Here is a 15,268-nt window from a genome sequence, read left to right as displayed (position 1 = left end):
ATGCGGGCTCACTGCAACGCTTCGGCCCTGCCGGCGTTGGGGTGGCCCACCCGGAAGGTTCCTTCATGCGATACGCCCCCCTCCTGATCCTCGCCGGCTTGGCCGTGACCGCATGCCAGACCGCCCCCGTCGCCGATGCCGGCTTCCTCAGCCGCTATGACGGCCTGGTCGCGCGCGAGGACTCGCTGCGCGCCTCGATCCGCCAGCGGCGGGACGACGCGGTGGCCGCGACCGTCGACCGCGTCCATCTGGAGCCCAGCCGCTTCGTCGGCGCCGCCGGCAGCGCCCTGACCGACCAGGAGCGCGCACAGCTGCTGCGCGAGGTCGATCGTCAGGTCTGCTACGAAGTCAGCGAGCGCTTCACCCTGGCCGCCGACGGGCGCGACGTCGCGCGCCTGCGCACCGGCGTGGTCGAGGTCCGGCCGACCGGCGCGGCCGGATCGGGCGTCGCGGCCGTGGCCAACATCCTGATCCCCGGTCCCGGTACCCTGCGCATTCCCGGCACCACCGGCGGCCTGGCGGTCGAAAGCGAACTGGTCGGACCCGGCGGCGAGCAGATCGCCGCCCTGGCCTGGGCGCGCAACGCCAATACGGTCGGCATGGACGCCCCGTCCCTGTCGCGCATCGGCGACGCCCTGCAGATGGCCGAGCCCCTGGCCGACGAGATCGGCGACACGATCTCGCAGCCGGATCGGGTCGTGCGCGACATCCCCACGCCCGACCCCTGCGCCATGTTCGGCCCTCGCACCCAGCCGGTCGGCTTCGTCACCCGGACCGTGACGGGCCTGTACGTACCCCAGGTCAACACCGGCTCGGCCCCGGCGACCGAGGCCAAGCCGCAGCCCTGACCGAGCCGCGCGGGGCGACCTCGGCTTGCCGTCGACCGGCGGCGTGATAGCCTCCCGATCGGCGCGCCCCCCGCGCCGATCGGGAGGCCGTGCGTCATGTCCCTGTTCGCCCTGCTGGCCGCGCTCGCGGTCCAGACCCCGCCCCTGACCGATCCGGCCTCTCCCGAGGCCGCCGCCGTCCTGGCACCGGTCAACGGTGTGTTCGCCGCCCTGGCCGCGCGCGACGCGGCCCGCCTGACCCCGCATCTGGCCCCCGAGGTGCGGATGATCGTGGCGGTCGAGGGCCCGGACGGGACCCGCACCGTCCGCACGATCGCCGGCGCGGCCTTCGCTGCCGGACTGCAGCCTGGACCCGAGCGGTTCGAGGAGATCATGCCCGACCCGATCATCGCCATCGACGGCGACATCGCCATGGTCTGGGGCCGCTATGTCTTCAAGATCGACGGGGCGATCAGCCACTGCGGCACCGACCATTTCGACCTGATCCGCCGCCACGGCGTCTGGAAGATCGCCGGCATCACCTGGAACCAGCGCGAGACGGGGTGCGAGGGTTAAGGCGTCCGATGAAGCGCCTTCATCTGATCGTCGGCGGAGCGGTCGCTCTCATCGCCTTGGGTGCAGGCACCGGATGGGTGGCTCACAGAGAGTCCGTGTGCGAGACAATGCTGATCGCCATCAACGACCTCAGCGATGTCGAAGTGCGCCGGGGCGCGGCAGGCCAGTGCTATCGCTGCCGCCAGGACGGACCGCTGTACGACATCCTCTATCCCCACTGTCGGAACGCCGATCCTCAATACAACGGGACCTAACCCTAGAACGCGCTCTCGCCCGTGATCGCCCGGCCCAGGATCAGCGCATGGACATCGTGCGCCCCCTCATAGGTGTTGACCGTCTCCAGGTTCATCGCGTGACGCATCACATGCATCTCACCCGTGATGCCGGCGCCGCCGTGCATGTCGCGGGCCTCGCGGGCAATGGCCAGGGCCTTGCCGCAGTTGTTGCGCTTCATAAGCGAGATGGCCTCGGGCACGAAGGCTCCGGTGTCCAGCAGGCGACCCAGGGCATAGGCCCCCTCGAAGCCCAGGAAGATCTCGGTCTGCATGTCGGCCAGCTTCTTCTGCACCAGCTGACGACCGGACAGGGGCCGGCCGAACAGCTTGCGTTCGCCGACATAGTCGCGCGTGGCGTGGAAACAGAACTCGGCGGCCCCCATGGCCCCCCAGGCGATCCCGTAGCGCGCCTTGTTCAGGCAGCTGAACGGGCCGCGCAGGCCCTTCACGCCCGGCAGCAGATTGGCCTCGGGCACGAAGACGTCGTTCAGGCCGATGTCGCCGGTGATCGAGGCGCGCAGGGACAGCTTGTCGCCGATCTCGGTGGTGGTGAAACCGTCGAAGTCGCGCTCGACGATGAAACCTCGGATCACGTCATCCAGCTTGGCCCAGACGATGGCCAGGTCGGCGATCGGCGAGTTGGTGATCCAGTATTTGCCGCCGTTCAGACGGTAGCCCCCCTCGACCGGCACCGCCCTGGTCTTCATCGAGGCCGGATCGGAGCCGCCGTCGGCCTCGGTCAGGCCGAAACAGCCGATCAGCTCGCCCGTCGCCATCCGGGGCAGGAAGCGCATCTTCTGCTCCTCGTTGCCGAAGGCGTAGATCGGATACATGGCCAGGGACGACTGCACCGACATGGCCGAGCGATAGCCGCTGTCGACCGCCTCGATCTCGCGCGCGATCAGCCCATAGGCGACGTGGCTGACGCCCGAGCCGCCGTACTGTTCCGGCAGCATGGCCCCCAGGAATCCCATCTCGCCCATCTCGGTCATGATGGCGCGGTCGAATTTCTCGTCGCGGAAGGCGGCGACGACGCGCGGCAGCAGCTTCTCGCGGGCATAGGACCGGGCCGCGTCCTGGATCGCCCGCTCGTCGTCGGTCAGCCGGGCGGCCATGTCGAACGGGTCGTCCCAGCGGAAGCTCTGGGGAATGGAGGCGGTGCCGTCGGCCATGTCAGGGCTCTTGTTCTAAAGGATCAGTCGCCCGGTTTAGGCCAGATCGTCCACGACGGGTAGTGAGGCGCGGCGTCCCAAGCTAGGGTGGCCCCATGATCCGACCCCTGACCCGTCTGTTCGTCGATCATCCGCGCGAGGTCGGCGAGACCTATCTGCACCATGCGGGGGTCGCCTCGCGGTTCGGCTTCCGCCTGGCGCGCCTGTCCGGCCTGGCCTTTCTCCACGCCGTGGTGCCGGGCGTGCACAGGACGACCGTCTCCAGCGAGATCAAGCGGATGGCCGACGACCTGGGCTACCGCGCCGAGGTGGCGAAGGAAGCCCGCATGGCCGAGGCCGGCGCCTTCGACCCCGGGCTTTGAGACACACCGCATGACCCAACCTCAGGCCCTGGCGGGCGTCCGCGTCCTGGATCTGTCGCGCGTGCTGGCGGGGCCGTGGGCGACCCAGCTGCTGGCCGACCTGGGGGCCGAGGTCATCAAGATCGAACGTCCCGGCGTCGGCGACGACACCCGCGCCTGGGGGCCGCCCTTCACGACCCGGACCGACGGTTCGCGCGGCGACAGCGCCTATTTCATGTGCGCCAACCGGGGCAAGAAGTCGGTCACGCTGGACATCGCCTCGCCGAAAGGGGCCGACACGATCCGCCGCCTGGCCGCGACATGCGACGTGGTGGTCGAGAATTTCAAGGTCGGGGGCCTGGCCAAATACGGCCTGGACTATGCGGCCTTGTCGAAGGACCGGCCGGGCCTGGTCTATTGCTCCATCACCGGCTTCGGCCAGACCGGGCCGCGCGCGCAGCAGGCCGGCTACGACTATATGATCCAGGCCATGGGCGGGCTGATGAGCGTCACCGGGCAGCCGGACGGAACGCCCGGGGCCGAGCCGATGAAGGTGGGGGTCGCCGTCGTCGACCTGGCCACGGGCCTGTACGCCTCCAACGCCATCCTGGCCGCCCTGCTGCATGCCCGCGCCACGGGTCAGGGCCAGCACATCGACATCGCCCTGTTCGACGTCCAGGCCGCCATGCTGGCCAACCAGGCGACCAACTTCTTCGTCTCCGGCGTGGCCCCGACCCGGATGGGCAATGCCCACCCCAATCTGGTGCCCTATCAGCCCTTTCCGTGTACGGACGGTATGGTCGTGATCGCCGTCGGCAACGACGGGCAGTATCGGACGCTGTGCGGCGTTCTGGGGGCGGAGGGGCTGGCAGACGACGACCGCTATGCGACCAATGCCGGACGGATCGCGCACAGGGCCGAGGTGGTGGAGACGCTCTCGGCGATCACCGCCGGCCTGACGATGACAGGGCTGATGGCGGCGCTGGAACCGGCCGGCGTGCCGTGCGGCCCAGTGAACACGATCGACCAGGTCTTCGACGAACCCCAGGCGAAGCATCGCGGGCTGGAGGTCGAGCAGACGCGCGATGACCTATCGGCCGCGGTCCGCACCGTCGCCTCGCCGATCCGCCTGTCGCGGACGCCCGCGCGTTATGACAACGCCCCGCCGGCGCTGGGGCAGGACACGGAAGCGGTTCTCGGATCGCTCGGGGTCTAACGCGCTTCACTCGCCCAGCGCGACCCGCCTCGCGATCTCGGAGGTCGAGAGGGGTTCAGGACCGACAGACCAGTCGATCAGCGGCAGGCCTTCGATGCGGCCGAAATGGCGGACGTTGCCAGTCACGACCGTCCAGCCGCGCGCCAGGGCCTGACCGGCAATCAGAGTGTCGATGTCTCCGATTGGACGACCGAGACGACGCAGTTGATGCAGCACAGACGCGGTTGACACAGCGTCAGACTCTTCCAGGGGTGCCACCTCGATGGCGTGCATGATGCGCGCGATCTTCTCCCGCTCGCGCGTGGGACTATGCGCCGCCAGGGCACCGCTCAGAAGCTCGTGCAGCACGACGATCGACGCAACCATACGCTTGGGCCCCCCGACAGCTTCGACGAAGCGTTGCCTCACATTGGGCTCTCGGGCTCGCATCACCTCGACCAGCGTCGAGGTGTCGAAGGCGAGCGTCACCACCAGGTCTTGACCGGCGTGATCGTCTGCGGCGGAGGATCGGGAAATTCTTCGTCGGACAGCGAATCGAGCCGCGCCCAGAACGCGTCCCATTCGGCGTCGGTGTCGGGCATGCGCCGTTCCGGCGGCTTAGGCTCGAGGATGACCGCATCACCCTCGCGTCTGATCAGCACTTCCTTCGTTTCGAACCGGAAGGCCTTGGGCAGGCGAACGGCCTGGCTGCCGCCGTGGGTGAAGACCTTGGCGGATTCTGCGACGCCTCGAGTTTTGGGATCGGCCATGCGACCTCCTGTATCTACGCAATGTAGATACAGGAAAGCCGCCCTGGCTTCAATCTGGCGGCCTAGAGGTCGAGCAGGGCCCGCGCCGGGTCTTCCAGCAACTGCTTGATCCGGACCAGGAAGGTCACCGCCTCCTTGCCGTCGACGATGCGGTGATCGTAGCTGAGGGCCAGGTACATCATCGGCCGGATCTCGACCTGGCCGTTCACGGCCACCGGGCGCTGAACGATGTTGTGCATCCCCAGGATGCCCGACTGCGGCGCGTTCAGGATCGGCGTCGACATCAGCGAGCCATAGGTGCCGCCGTTGGTGATGGTGAAGGTGCCGCCCTGCAGCTGGTCCAGCGTCAGGTCGCCGTCGCGGGCCGCCTTGCCCAGGGCCGCGATGCCCTTCTCGATGCCGGCCAGCGACAGGGTGTCGGCGTCGCGCAGGACCGGCACGACCAGGCCCTTCTCGGTGCCGACGGCGACGCCGATGTCATAGTGGTTCTTGTAGATCAGGTCGGTGCCGTCGATCTCGGCATTGACCGCCGGGATCTCCTTCAGCGCCGCGACGACGGCGCGGGTGAAGAAGCTCATGAAGCCCAGCTTGACGCCATGGGCCTTTTCGAAGGCGTCCTTGTACTGGGTCCGCAGCGCCATGACCGTGGTCATGTCGACCTCGTTGAAGGTGGTCAGCTGGGCGGCGGTGTTCTGCGATTCCTTCAGGCGACGCGCGATGGTCTGGCGCAGCCGGGTCATCTTGACCCGCTCCTCGCGCGGATGGTCGGCGCGTGGGGCGAGGCTGGCCGGGGCCGGGGCCGGGGCGGCGGCCGGAGCCACCGGGGCCGGAGCGGCGGCCGGCCTTGCGGCGGCGGCCAGGGCGTCGCCCTTGGTGATGTTGCCCTTGGGGCCGGTCGGGGCGATCGTCTGGGGATCCAGATTGCTCTCGGTCACCACGCGCTGGACCGAGGGCGACAGGGCGGGGTCACCGGCCGGGGCCTTGAAGGCGGCCGAGCCGGCATTGGCCGATCCCGCGGCGGGGGCGGCCGGGGCAGCGGCGGGCGCGGCGGTGCCCGCCCCGGAACCCGAGATCGTGCCGATGGCCTGGCCGGGGGTCACGGTCGCGCCCGCGTCGACGGTGATGGCCAGCACGCCGTCGGCGGGCGAGGAGATCTCGACCGCGACCTTGTCGGTCTCGATCTCGACCAGGAGTTCGTCCTTCTTGACGGTGTCGCCGGCCTTCTTGGCCCATGCGCCCAGGGTGCCCTCGGACACACTCTCGCCCATGGCGGGCACGGTCAGGGTCAGGGTGTCGCCACCGCCGCCCGAGGCCATCGGCGCATCGGCGCGGACGACGGGGGCGTCGTTCTTGGCGGCGGGGGCCGAAGCCGGAGCGGCTTCAGCCTTGGCGGCCGGAGCAGCGGCAGCGGGCTTGGCCCCGGCGGCGCCTTCGGTCACCGAGCCCAGGATCGCGCCCGGGGTGACGGTGTCGCCCTCGGCGAACTTGATCTCGCCCAGGGTTCCGTCCGACGGCGAGACGACCTCCAGCGAGACCTTGTCGGTCTCCAGCTCGACCAGCATCTCGTCCTTCTTGACCGGATCGCCGACCTTCTTGGACCATTTGGCGATGGTCGCCTCGGAGACGGATTCGCCGAGGGTGGGGGTCAGGATGTCGGCCATGGATCGGTTCCGGTCAGTCGAGGGTGGCGGTCATATAGGCGAGAAAGGCGTCGGGCGGGAGATCGCCCGACGTGGACGTCAGGCGAGGGCTTCGGAGGTGAAGGCTTCCAGTTCCTTCAGGTGCCGGCTCATCAGGCCGGCGGCGGTCGAGGCCGAGGCCGGACGGCCGACGTAGCGGGCGCGCTTGGACTTCACGTCCAGCTTGTCCAGCGTCAGTTCCAGCCACGCGTCGACGAAGGTCCAGCCGCCCATGTTCTTCGGCTCTTCCTGGCACCAGACCAGTTCGGCGTTGGGGAAGCGGCTGAGCTCGGTCGACAACGACTTGATCGGCCACGGATAGAACTGCTCCAGCCGCATCAGATAGACGTCGGTGACGCCCTTCTTCTCGCGCGCGTCCAGCAGGTCGTAATAGACCTTGCCCGAGCACAGCACGACGCGGCGGATGTCCTTGTCGCCCTTGATGGTGATGCCGCTGACCTCGGGGCGGGTCTGGGCGTCGTCGTGCAGGACGCGGTGGAAGGACGAACCCTCGGCCATGTCCTTCAGGGTCGAGACCGCCTTCTTGTGCCGCAACAGCGACTTGGGCGTCATGATGATCAGCGGCTTGCGGAACGGCCGGTGCATCTGGCGGCGCAGGATGTGGAAATAGTTGGCCGGGGTCGTGCAGTTGGCGACCTGCATGTTGTCCTCGGCGCACTGCTGCAGGAACCGCTCCAGTCGGGCCGAGGAATGCTCCGGCCCCTGGCCTTCGTAGCCGTGCGGCAGCAGCATGGTCAGGCCGCACATGCGCAGCCATTTCCGTTCGCCGGAGCTGATGAACTGGTCGATCACGACCTGGGCCCCGTTCACGAAGTCGCCGAACTGGGCCTCCCACATCACCAGGGTGTTGGGATCGCTGAGGGCATAGCCGTATTCGAAGCCCAGCACCGCCTCTTCCGAAAGGGCCGAGTCGATGACCTCGAAATTCTGCTGTTCGCCGCCCAGGTTGTTCAGAGGCACATAGCGTTCCTCCGTGGTCTGATCGACGATGCCGGAGTGGCGCTGACTGAAGGTGCCGCGCACCGAATCCTGGCCGGACAGGCGGACCGGGAAGCCTTCGGTCAGCAGGGAGGCGAAGGCCAGGCTCTCGGCCGTGGCCCAGTCGATGTTGGCCCCGGTGTCGATCATGTCGCGCCGGGCCTCGACGACCCGCTTCAGCGTCTTGTGGATGTCGACCTGGTTCGGAATGGTGGTCAGCCGGTGACCGAGATCCTTGAGCTTGGCCTCCGGCACCGCCGTGTCGCCGCGCCGCTCCTCGCCCTCCGGCAGGCCGATGCCTTCCCACTGACCGTCCAGCCAGTCGGCCTTGTCGGCGACGAAGCTCTTTCCGGCCTCGAACTGATCGTCCAGATACTGTTCGAAGCGGGCGATCTCGGCGTCCACCTCGGCCTGGCTGATCACGCCCTCGTCGACCAGACGCTTCGAATAGATCTCGCGCGTCGAGGGCTGGGCGCGGATCTTCGAATACATCACCGGCTGGGTGAAGGTGGGGTCGTCGCCCTCGTTGTGACCGAAGCGGCGGTAGCAGAACATGTCCACCACCACGTCCTTCTTGAACTTCTGGCGGAATTCGGTGGCCACCTTGGCGGCGAACACCACGCTCTCGGGATCGTCACCGTTGACGTGGAAGATCGGGGCCTGGACCATCAGGGCCACGTCCGACGGATAGGGGCTGGACCGGCTGTTGCGCGGGCTGGTGGTGAAGCCGATCTGGTTGTTGATGACGAAATGCATCGTCCCGCCGGTGCGGTAGCCCTTCAGCCCCATCAGGGCGAAGCATTCGGCGACCACGCCCTGGCCGGCGAAGGCGGCGTCGCCGTGGATCAGCAGGGGCATGACCTTGGACCGGTCCAGCGCCCACTGGGCTTCCGGCAGGCCGGCATTGGCCTCGCGGATGTCGAACGCCTGTTTCGCCCGCGCCTTGCCCAGCACGACCGGGTTGACGATCTCGAGGTGCGACGGGTTGGCGGTCAGCGACAGGTGGACGTGGTTGCCGTCGAACTCGCGGTTCGACGACGCCCCCATGTGATATTTGACGTCGCCCGAGCCCTCGATGTCGGAAGGCACGGTCGAGCCGCCCTGGAACTCGTGGAAGATGGCGCGATAGGGTTTGCCCATCACGGCGGCCAGGGTGTTCAGCCGGCCGCGGTGGGCCATTCCGATGACGATCTCGTCGACGCCCAGCGCCCCGCCGCGCTTGATCATCTGCTCCAGCGCCGGGACCATGGCCTCGCCGCCGTCCAGACCGAACCGCTTGGTGCCGGGGAAGCGCTTGTGCAGGAACCGTTCGAAGCCCTCGGCCTCGATCAGCTTGTTCAGGATGGCGATCTTGCCTTCCTTGGTGAAGCCGTTCTTCTCGAAGGCGTCGGCACCCTCGAACCTCTGCTGCAGCCAGGATTTCTCCTCGGGCTCGGCGATATGCATAAACTGCACGCCGATATTGCCGCAATAGGTCCGCTTGAGCGTCGCCAGGACCTCGCGGATCGTGCCGGTCTGCAGGCCCAGGACGCCGTCCAGATAGATCGGCCGATCCATGTCGGCCTCGGTGAAGCCGTAGAACTCCGGCGTCAGCTCCGGATTGTTGCCGGCGGCCTCGATGCCCAGCGGATCCAGGGTCGCCTGCAGATGGCCGCGCACGCGATAGCTGCGGATCAGCATCAGCACGCGGATGGAATCATGGGCGGCGGCGCGGACCTCTTCGGCGGAGGCCCCAACCGGTGCGGAGCTCGGGGCCGCAGTCGGAGCGGCCGGGGCGGCGGCTTTTGCCTTCGGGTCGGGCTTGGGGGCCGGCCAGCGGCCGTCGAACACGCCGGTGGCCTCGCTGGCCTCGGTCGCCTGGGAGCGGCCCCAGCCGCCGGCAGACGAAGAGGCCTGAACGGTCGCCGCGGAGTCCCGCAATTGATCAAAGAAGCCACGCCATTCGGCCGAGACGCTGGACGGATCGGCCGCCCATTTGTCGTGCAGGCCCTCGATGAACACGGCGTTGGAGCCATACAGGAAGCTGGTCTCGGCAAAGACCTGATTCAACCGACCGGCATCGTCCGCCATAGTGTTCGTCGTCCCGACTTCGGCCCCGGAAATTGGTAGCGGTCACATCCGCGTGAGGCCAGCGCGTGAGATATAGGCGCTGTTTCCTTATGGGTCATGACCGAAGGTGGGCGAAACGGGAGAAAAATCGCTCCTGTGGCTCTCCCCGCGCGCGCCGCGCGCGGGGAGAGAGGCGGATCAACCCTTCAGGACTTCGACCAGAGTCGTGCCCAGACGGGCCGGCGACGGCGACATGGTGATGCCCGCGGCCTCCATGGCGGCGATCTTGGATTCCGCATCGCCCTTGCCGCCCGAGACCACGGCCCCGGCGTGGCCCATGGTGCGACCCTTGGGCGCGGTCCGGCCGGCGATGAAGCCCGCCATCGGCTTCTTGCGCCCCTTCTTGGCCTCGTCGATCAGGAACTGGGCGGCTTCTTCCTCGGCCCCGCCGCCGATCTCGCCGATCATGATGATCGAGGTCGTCTCCGGGTCGGCCAGGAACATCTCCAGCACGTCGATGAACTCGGTGCCCTTGACCGGGTCGCCGCCGATGCCGACCGCCGTGGTCTGGCCCAGGCCCTCGTTGGTGGTCTGGAACACGGCCTCATAGGTCAGGGTACCCGAACGCGACACGACGCCGACCGAGCCCTTCTTGAAGATGGAGCCCGGCATGATGCCGATCTTGCACTCGTCCGGGGTCAGGACGCCGGGGCAGTTCGGGCCCAGCAGGCGCGACTTGGAGCCTTCCAGGTGCCGCTTGACCTTGACCATGTCCAGCACCGGGATGCCTTCGGTGATGCAGGTGATGAAGGGGATCTCGGCGTCGATGGCCTCGATGATGGCGGCCGCGGCGCCTGCCGGCGGGACGTAGATGACCGAGGCGTCGGCCCCCGTGGCCTCCTTGGCTTCGGCGACCGAGGCGTAGATCGGCAGGCTTTCGCCGTTGGACCCGGTCCAGTTCGTGCCGCCCTTGGTCGGGTGCACGCCCGCGACCATCTGGGTGCCGTGATAGGCCAGGGCCTGTTCGGTGTGGAAGCCGCCGGTCTTGCCGGTCAGGCCCTGGACGATGATTTTCGTATTGCGGTCGACGAGGATGGACATGGGGTCTCGCTTCTCTGTTCAGGCGGGGCGGAAGGGGTTTTCGACGCGGACCGACCCGTAGGTCTGACCGTGATTGAGATCTTCGGAATAGAGGATTTTCGCGCCGAGCCGTTCGGCGGCAGCGATGATGGCCCCGTCCCAATAAGACAGCTGATAGTGGCGGGCGTGGTCGATGCCCGCGCGGATCACATTGAAATCGACCGGTTGGAAGGCCTTCTTGGATAGGCGCACCACCCACTCCTTCGCCTCGTCGGCGGTCAGGGGGACGGAGCCCTTTCGTTGGGCATTGACGTAGAACTCGGCCAGCACCTGGCCGGACGTCCCGAACCGGGTGGTCAGAAGCTCGATGGCGCGCTCGTTCTTGGCCGGGTCATCGACCGAGCCCATGGCTGCGTAAAGCAGAACATTCGTGTCGAGGAAGACCTCAGTACTCGCGATCAAACCGAGGTTCCCCGCTGTAGGTCTCTTCGCGGCTGAAGCGCCACTCGCCCATGCGGCCCTTGCTCTCGCGGGCCAGTTTCAGCAGCGCCTCGGTGGCTTCGTCGTGCTCGCTCTCCTGCTCCACCAGCCGGGTCAGGAAGCCGCGCACCATCTCATTGACGCTGGTCCGCTTCATGGCCGCCAGAACGCGGACCTTGTCGAGCAGGTCGTCGTCGATGGCGAGGGTCAGGTTGCGGGTCACGCCCGGCATTTACACGGGTTATGTGGAGCACACAATCCGTGGGGGTCAGGCGGTGTTCAGTCCCGGACGGGGCATCGACGGCCGGGCGGGATGCGACGGCGTCCCCGCAGCGGGAAACGACAACTCAATGATCAGATCCGAGCCATTGGGATCGGAGTTCAGATTGACCGCGTCAACCCCGCCCCTGGCGACCCCCCAGAAATGGTTGCGCCAGGCCGTCACCAGACGGTTGGTGATGCTGGGTTGGACCAGATCCGCAGGCCCTAGCGCCTCGCCGTCGATGGACCAGAGCTCGAGACCGGCACGCGTCGTCGCGGCGTCAGCCCGGACATGCACCGAACATAGGGTGAAATGGCTGTGGGCGGCCATATAGACCAGCCCCATGTTGGACCGATAGCCCACCGCCGACCGGGGCTCCACGGCACCGCTGCGCAGGGCCTGAACCTCGGCCGGAGCGAGCGGCACCCAGCCGCTGTCGGCGGCGATCCGAGCCAGCCGGTCCGCGTCGCCGGCGCTGTTCAAACAGGCCGCGTTCGCGAAGACGACCGCCGGATGGGCCGGCGCCTGCGCAAAGACAGGCGGCCCCGCCAGGGACATCGCAAGCGCCGCAGCAGCGATACGACGAAGCATCCACCCCCCCCCGATGACGACGGCCTTCCAGACCTAGTCTAGCACGGGGGCGTTAGGTCACCAAGGTTGTGACGACGGGCGCTAACCGACCGCCGCGACGATCTTCTGGGCGGCGTCGTCGAGGTCGTCGGCGGCCTGGATGGTCAGGCCCGACTCGTTGAGGATCTTCTTGCCCAGCTCGGCATTGGTGCCTTCCAGACGCACGACCAGCGGCACCTTCAGGCCCACTTCCTTCACGGCCGCAACCACACCTTCGGCGATCACGTCGCACTTCATGATGCCGCCGAAGATGTTGACCAGGATGCCCTGGACGTTGGGATCGGCGGTGATGATCTTGAAGGCCGCCGCGACCTTGTCCTTGCCGGCACCGCCGCCGACGTCGCAGAAGTTGGCGGGCTCCTTGCCGTACAGTTTGATGATGTCCATCGTCGCCATGGCCAGGCCCGCGCCGTTGACCATGCAGCCGATGTTGCCGTCCAGCGAGACGTAGGCGAGGTCCCACTTGGAGGCCTCGATCTCCTTGGCGTCTTCCTCGGTCTCGTCGCGCAGGGCCTTCATGTCGTCGTGGCGGAACAGGGCGTTGCCGTCGAAGCTGACCTTGGCGTCCAGCACGCGCAGGTGGCCGTCCTTCATGACGATGAGGGGGTTCACCTCCAGCATGTCCATGTCGGTCTCGACGAAGGCCTTGTACAGGATCGGGAACAGGCTCTTGCCGTCCTCGGCCGCGTCGCCGGTCAGGCCATAGGCGGCGTTGATGGCGGCGACGTCGGCCTCGGTCACGCCCGTTTCCGGGTCGATGACGATGGTCTGGATCTTGTCGGGGGTGTCGTGGGCGACGGCCTCGATGTCCATGCCGCCCTCGGTCGAGACGACATAGGCGATGCGGCCGTGGGCGCGGTCGACCAGCAGCGAGCAGTACAGCTCGCGCTCGATGTCGGCGCCGTCCTCGATGTACAGGCGGTTGACCTGCTTGCCGGCCTCGCCCGTCTGGGCGGTGACCAAGGTGTTGCCCAGCATTTCCTTGGCGTGGGCCACGGCTTCCTCGACCGAGAAGGCCAGGCGCACGCCGCCCTTGGCGTCCGGGCCCAGTTCCTTGAACTTGCCCTTGCCGCGCCCGCCGGCGTGGATCTGCGACTTCACGACATACAGCGGACCGGGCAGGGAGCGGGCGGCGGCCTCGACCTGATCGACCGAGGTGACGGCGACGCCGGCGGCGACCGGAGCGCCAAAGCCCTTCAGGACCTGTTTGGCCTGGTATTCGTGAATGTTCATGGAAAGACCGCCGCGATCGCTGGGAAGGATGGCCGCGCTTATAGGCGAGGGGCCTTCGCGGGTGCAACCGTGGTTCTGTCGCGCGGCCCGGGCGGGGTCTCGCCCCAACGGTCTCAGTCCACCCAGTCGCGCTTCAGCGTCCGCGACGCCCCGATCAGCAGGACGGCCGCCATCAGGTAGAAGCCCATGCCGGTGTAGATGGCCCAGCGCAGGCTCTCCTCGCCGAACCGGGGGGCCAGCAGGTCGCTCATCCAGCCGAAATAATAGAAGCCGACCGCGATCCCCAACAGGTTGTTGAACAGCAGGAAGATGGCCGAGGCCGTCGAGCGCATCGGGGCCGGGGCGATGTGCTGGACCGCCGCCGTGATCGGCCCCAGCCAGGCCAGGTTCAGCCCCGTCGGGATCAGGAAGATCAGAAAGGCCAGGATCAGCTGCTGGGCGTTGGACCCGCCACCCGGCAGGACCAGGCCGATCAGCCAGGGTGCGTTCATGGCCAGGATGAAACACGGCGCCGAGATCAGGAAGGCGATCGCCGGGGTCAGCGGATAGGCCCCCTTGCCGCGCCTGGCCAGCTTGTCGGCGATGGCTCCGCCCAGCCAGATCCCCAGCATCCCCCCGATCAGGGCGATGCCGGCATAGTAGACGCTGGTCTGGGCCAGGCTCAGCCCGAAGCTGCGCATGAAGAACAGCGGCAGCCAGCCGGCGACGCCATAGCCGCACACCGACGACGACGCGGCCCCCAGGGCCAGCAGCCAGAAGCTCGGCTTGGGCAGGACCACCGATGCCGTGGCGCGCGCGATCCAGAAGGACACGCCGATGACCAGGGCCAGCAGCCCGCCGAAGGCCAGGACCAGGGCGCTGCCGATCGCGACCCCGGCGAACTGGTTCAGCGCCGCCAGGGCCAGGCACCCGGCGCCGAGCCCCAGCAGGACCAGGGACGCCATCCGCCCGACTCGGTCGGAGGCGACGACCACGGGCGCGGCGGCGTGTTCGGCCGTCAGGGCGGGCCTGGCCGCATCGGTTCCGCCCCGCACCGGATCCTTGATGGTCAGGCGCAGCAGGGGCGCGACCAGCAGGCCCAGCAGGCCGACGACGATGAAGGCGCTGCGCCAGCCGTAGGTCGCCGCCAGCAGCCCGCCCACCAGGGTCCCCGCCGCCGTCCCCAGCGGGATGCCGAAGGCGAAGCCGGCCAGGGCCCGGGCCCGCTGGTTCGGCGGGAAATAATCGGCGATCAGCGAATAGGCCGGGGCCACGCCGCCGGCTTCGCCGACGCCCACGCCCATGCGGAACAGGAACAGCTGGGTGAAGGACCCGGCGACCCCGCACAGGGCCGTGAACCCGGACCAGACGGCCAGGGCCCCGGTCATGATCCAGACCCGGCTGGTCCGGTCGGCCAGGGCGGCGAGGGGAATGGCCAGGGTGGAATAGACCGAGGCGAAGGCGATGCCGCCCAGCAGGCCGAACTGGCTGTCGGACAGACCGAACTCCGCCTTCAGCGGCGCCGCCAGAATGCCGATGATCTGCCGGTCCAGGAAGTTCAGCATATAGACGAGGATCAGCACCGCCAGGACGTAGTAGCGATAGCCGGGCCGGGCCGGGACGGCGGCGGCGGTGTCGGTCATGGGGTTTCCTCTGGACTCTCGTTCCTTGCCCGGAGCGTAGCCTTGCGGTGTCCGGGGACAAAAGGAAAAGGGCGGCGG

At 68.0% G+C, this 15,268-nt stretch carries 16 protein-coding genes and 1 pseudogene; 5 read left to right on the top strand and 12 right to left on the bottom strand.

Going from position 1 to position 15,268, the window contains the following annotated elements; genetic code table 11:
* Positions 1–65: 65 nt before the first annotated feature.
* From BZG35_RS02745 to BZG35_RS17825, 3 genes are all read left to right on the top strand, one after another.
* Positions 66–848, top strand: coding sequence for a DUF3313 family protein (locus BZG35_RS02745; RefSeq protein ID WP_171981862.1), 783 nt, complete (start codon positions 66–68; stop codon positions 846–848).
* A 96-nt stretch (positions 849–944) separates the two neighbouring features.
* The gene (locus BZG35_RS02740; protein ID WP_077354248.1) at positions 945–1,403 is read left to right on the top strand and encodes a DUF4440 domain-containing protein; all 459 of its coding nucleotides are present in this window, start codon (positions 945–947) and stop codon (positions 1,401–1,403) included.
* A gap of 95 nt (positions 1,404–1,498) precedes the next feature.
* Positions 1,499–1,657 (top strand): hypothetical protein, encoded by a 159-nt coding sequence (locus tag BZG35_RS17825; protein WP_171981861.1) that lies wholly within the window; start codon positions 1,499–1,501, stop codon positions 1,655–1,657.
* A gap of 2 nt (positions 1,658–1,659) precedes the next feature.
* Here BZG35_RS17825 and BZG35_RS02735 read toward each other — a convergent pair whose 3' ends face one another.
* Positions 1,660–2,850, bottom strand: a complete 1,191-nt coding sequence (locus BZG35_RS02735; RefSeq protein WP_077354247.1) for an acyl-CoA dehydrogenase — start codon at positions 2,848–2,850, stop codon at positions 1,660–1,662.
* Between the two features lie 95 nt (positions 2,851–2,945).
* Here BZG35_RS02735 and BZG35_RS02730 point away from each other — a divergent pair, with 95 nt between their 5' ends.
* Together BZG35_RS02730 and BZG35_RS02725 are read left to right on the top strand one after the other, a co-directional pair.
* Positions 2,946–3,212: a DUF6356 family protein gene (locus BZG35_RS02730; RefSeq protein ID WP_077354246.1), complete on the top strand. Its 267-nt coding sequence runs from the start codon at positions 2,946–2,948 to the stop codon at positions 3,210–3,212.
* A gap of 10 nt (positions 3,213–3,222) precedes the next feature.
* Positions 3,223–4,407 (top strand): CaiB/BaiF CoA-transferase family protein, encoded by a 1,185-nt coding sequence (locus tag BZG35_RS02725; RefSeq protein WP_077354245.1) that lies wholly within the window; start codon positions 3,223–3,225, stop codon positions 4,405–4,407.
* Between the two features lie 6 nt (positions 4,408–4,413).
* Here the strand turns inward: BZG35_RS02725 and BZG35_RS02720 are convergent, their stop codons facing one another.
* The 11 genes and pseudogenes from BZG35_RS02720 to BZG35_RS02675 form a co-directional block, all read right to left on the bottom strand.
* On the bottom strand, positions 4,414–4,875 hold the full coding sequence (locus BZG35_RS02720) for a type II toxin-antitoxin system VapC family toxin (RefSeq protein ID WP_171981860.1): 462 nt from the start codon (positions 4,873–4,875) through the stop codon (positions 4,414–4,416).
* Positions 4,872–5,156, bottom strand: a complete 285-nt coding sequence (locus BZG35_RS02715; protein WP_077354243.1) for an antitoxin — start codon at positions 5,154–5,156, stop codon at positions 4,872–4,874. The genes BZG35_RS02720 and BZG35_RS02715 overlap by 4 nt, the downstream gene beginning before the upstream one ends.
* Before the next feature lie 62 nt (positions 5,157–5,218).
* Positions 5,219–6,472 (bottom strand): 2-oxoglutarate dehydrogenase complex dihydrolipoyllysine-residue succinyltransferase, encoded by a 1,254-nt coding sequence (odhB, locus tag BZG35_RS02710; RefSeq protein WP_371454831.1) that lies wholly within the window; start codon positions 6,470–6,472, stop codon positions 5,219–5,221.
* Positions 6,473–6,661: 189 nt separating this feature from the next.
* A pseudogene (locus BZG35_RS18410) lies at positions 6,662–6,817 on the bottom strand (biotin/lipoyl-containing protein); the annotation flags it as partial.
* Between the two features lie 78 nt (positions 6,818–6,895).
* Positions 6,896–9,904: a 2-oxoglutarate dehydrogenase E1 component gene (locus BZG35_RS02705; RefSeq protein WP_077354241.1), complete on the bottom strand. Its 3,009-nt coding sequence runs from the start codon at positions 9,902–9,904 to the stop codon at positions 6,896–6,898.
* A gap of 177 nt (positions 9,905–10,081) precedes the next feature.
* Entirely contained in the window at positions 10,082–10,984 is a 903-nt protein-coding gene (sucD, locus tag BZG35_RS02700; RefSeq protein ID WP_077354240.1) for a succinate--CoA ligase subunit alpha, read from the bottom strand.
* Between the two features lie 18 nt (positions 10,985–11,002).
* Positions 11,003–11,425 (bottom strand): PIN domain-containing protein, encoded by a 423-nt coding sequence (locus BZG35_RS02695; protein ID WP_077354239.1) that lies wholly within the window; start codon positions 11,423–11,425, stop codon positions 11,003–11,005.
* Positions 11,409–11,675 carry a ribbon-helix-helix protein, CopG family gene (locus tag BZG35_RS02690; protein ID WP_253189248.1) on the bottom strand — a complete coding sequence of 89 codons (267 nt, stop codon included), beginning with the start codon at positions 11,673–11,675 and terminating at the stop codon, positions 11,409–11,411. The genes BZG35_RS02695 and BZG35_RS02690 overlap by 17 nt, the downstream gene beginning before the upstream one ends.
* Before the next feature lie 36 nt (positions 11,676–11,711).
* Positions 11,712–12,296, bottom strand: coding sequence for a hypothetical protein (locus BZG35_RS02685; protein ID WP_150125907.1), 585 nt, complete (start codon positions 12,294–12,296; stop codon positions 11,712–11,714).
* A gap of 81 nt (positions 12,297–12,377) precedes the next feature.
* On the bottom strand, positions 12,378–13,568 hold the full coding sequence (gene sucC, locus BZG35_RS02680; protein ID WP_077354237.1) for an ADP-forming succinate--CoA ligase subunit beta: 1,191 nt from the start codon (positions 13,566–13,568) through the stop codon (positions 12,378–12,380).
* 113 nt (positions 13,569–13,681) lie between these two features.
* On the bottom strand, positions 13,682–15,190 hold the full coding sequence (locus tag BZG35_RS02675) for an MFS transporter (RefSeq protein WP_077354236.1): 1,509 nt from the start codon (positions 15,188–15,190) through the stop codon (positions 13,682–13,684).
* Between the last annotated feature and the right edge of the window lie 78 nt (positions 15,191–15,268).

The organism is Brevundimonas sp. LM2, assembly GCF_002002865.1.
GTDB lineage: Bacteria > Pseudomonadota > Alphaproteobacteria > Caulobacterales > Caulobacteraceae > Brevundimonas.
Note: the sequence above shows the minus strand (reverse complement) of the source record. Positions and strands in the feature narration are given on the sequence as shown.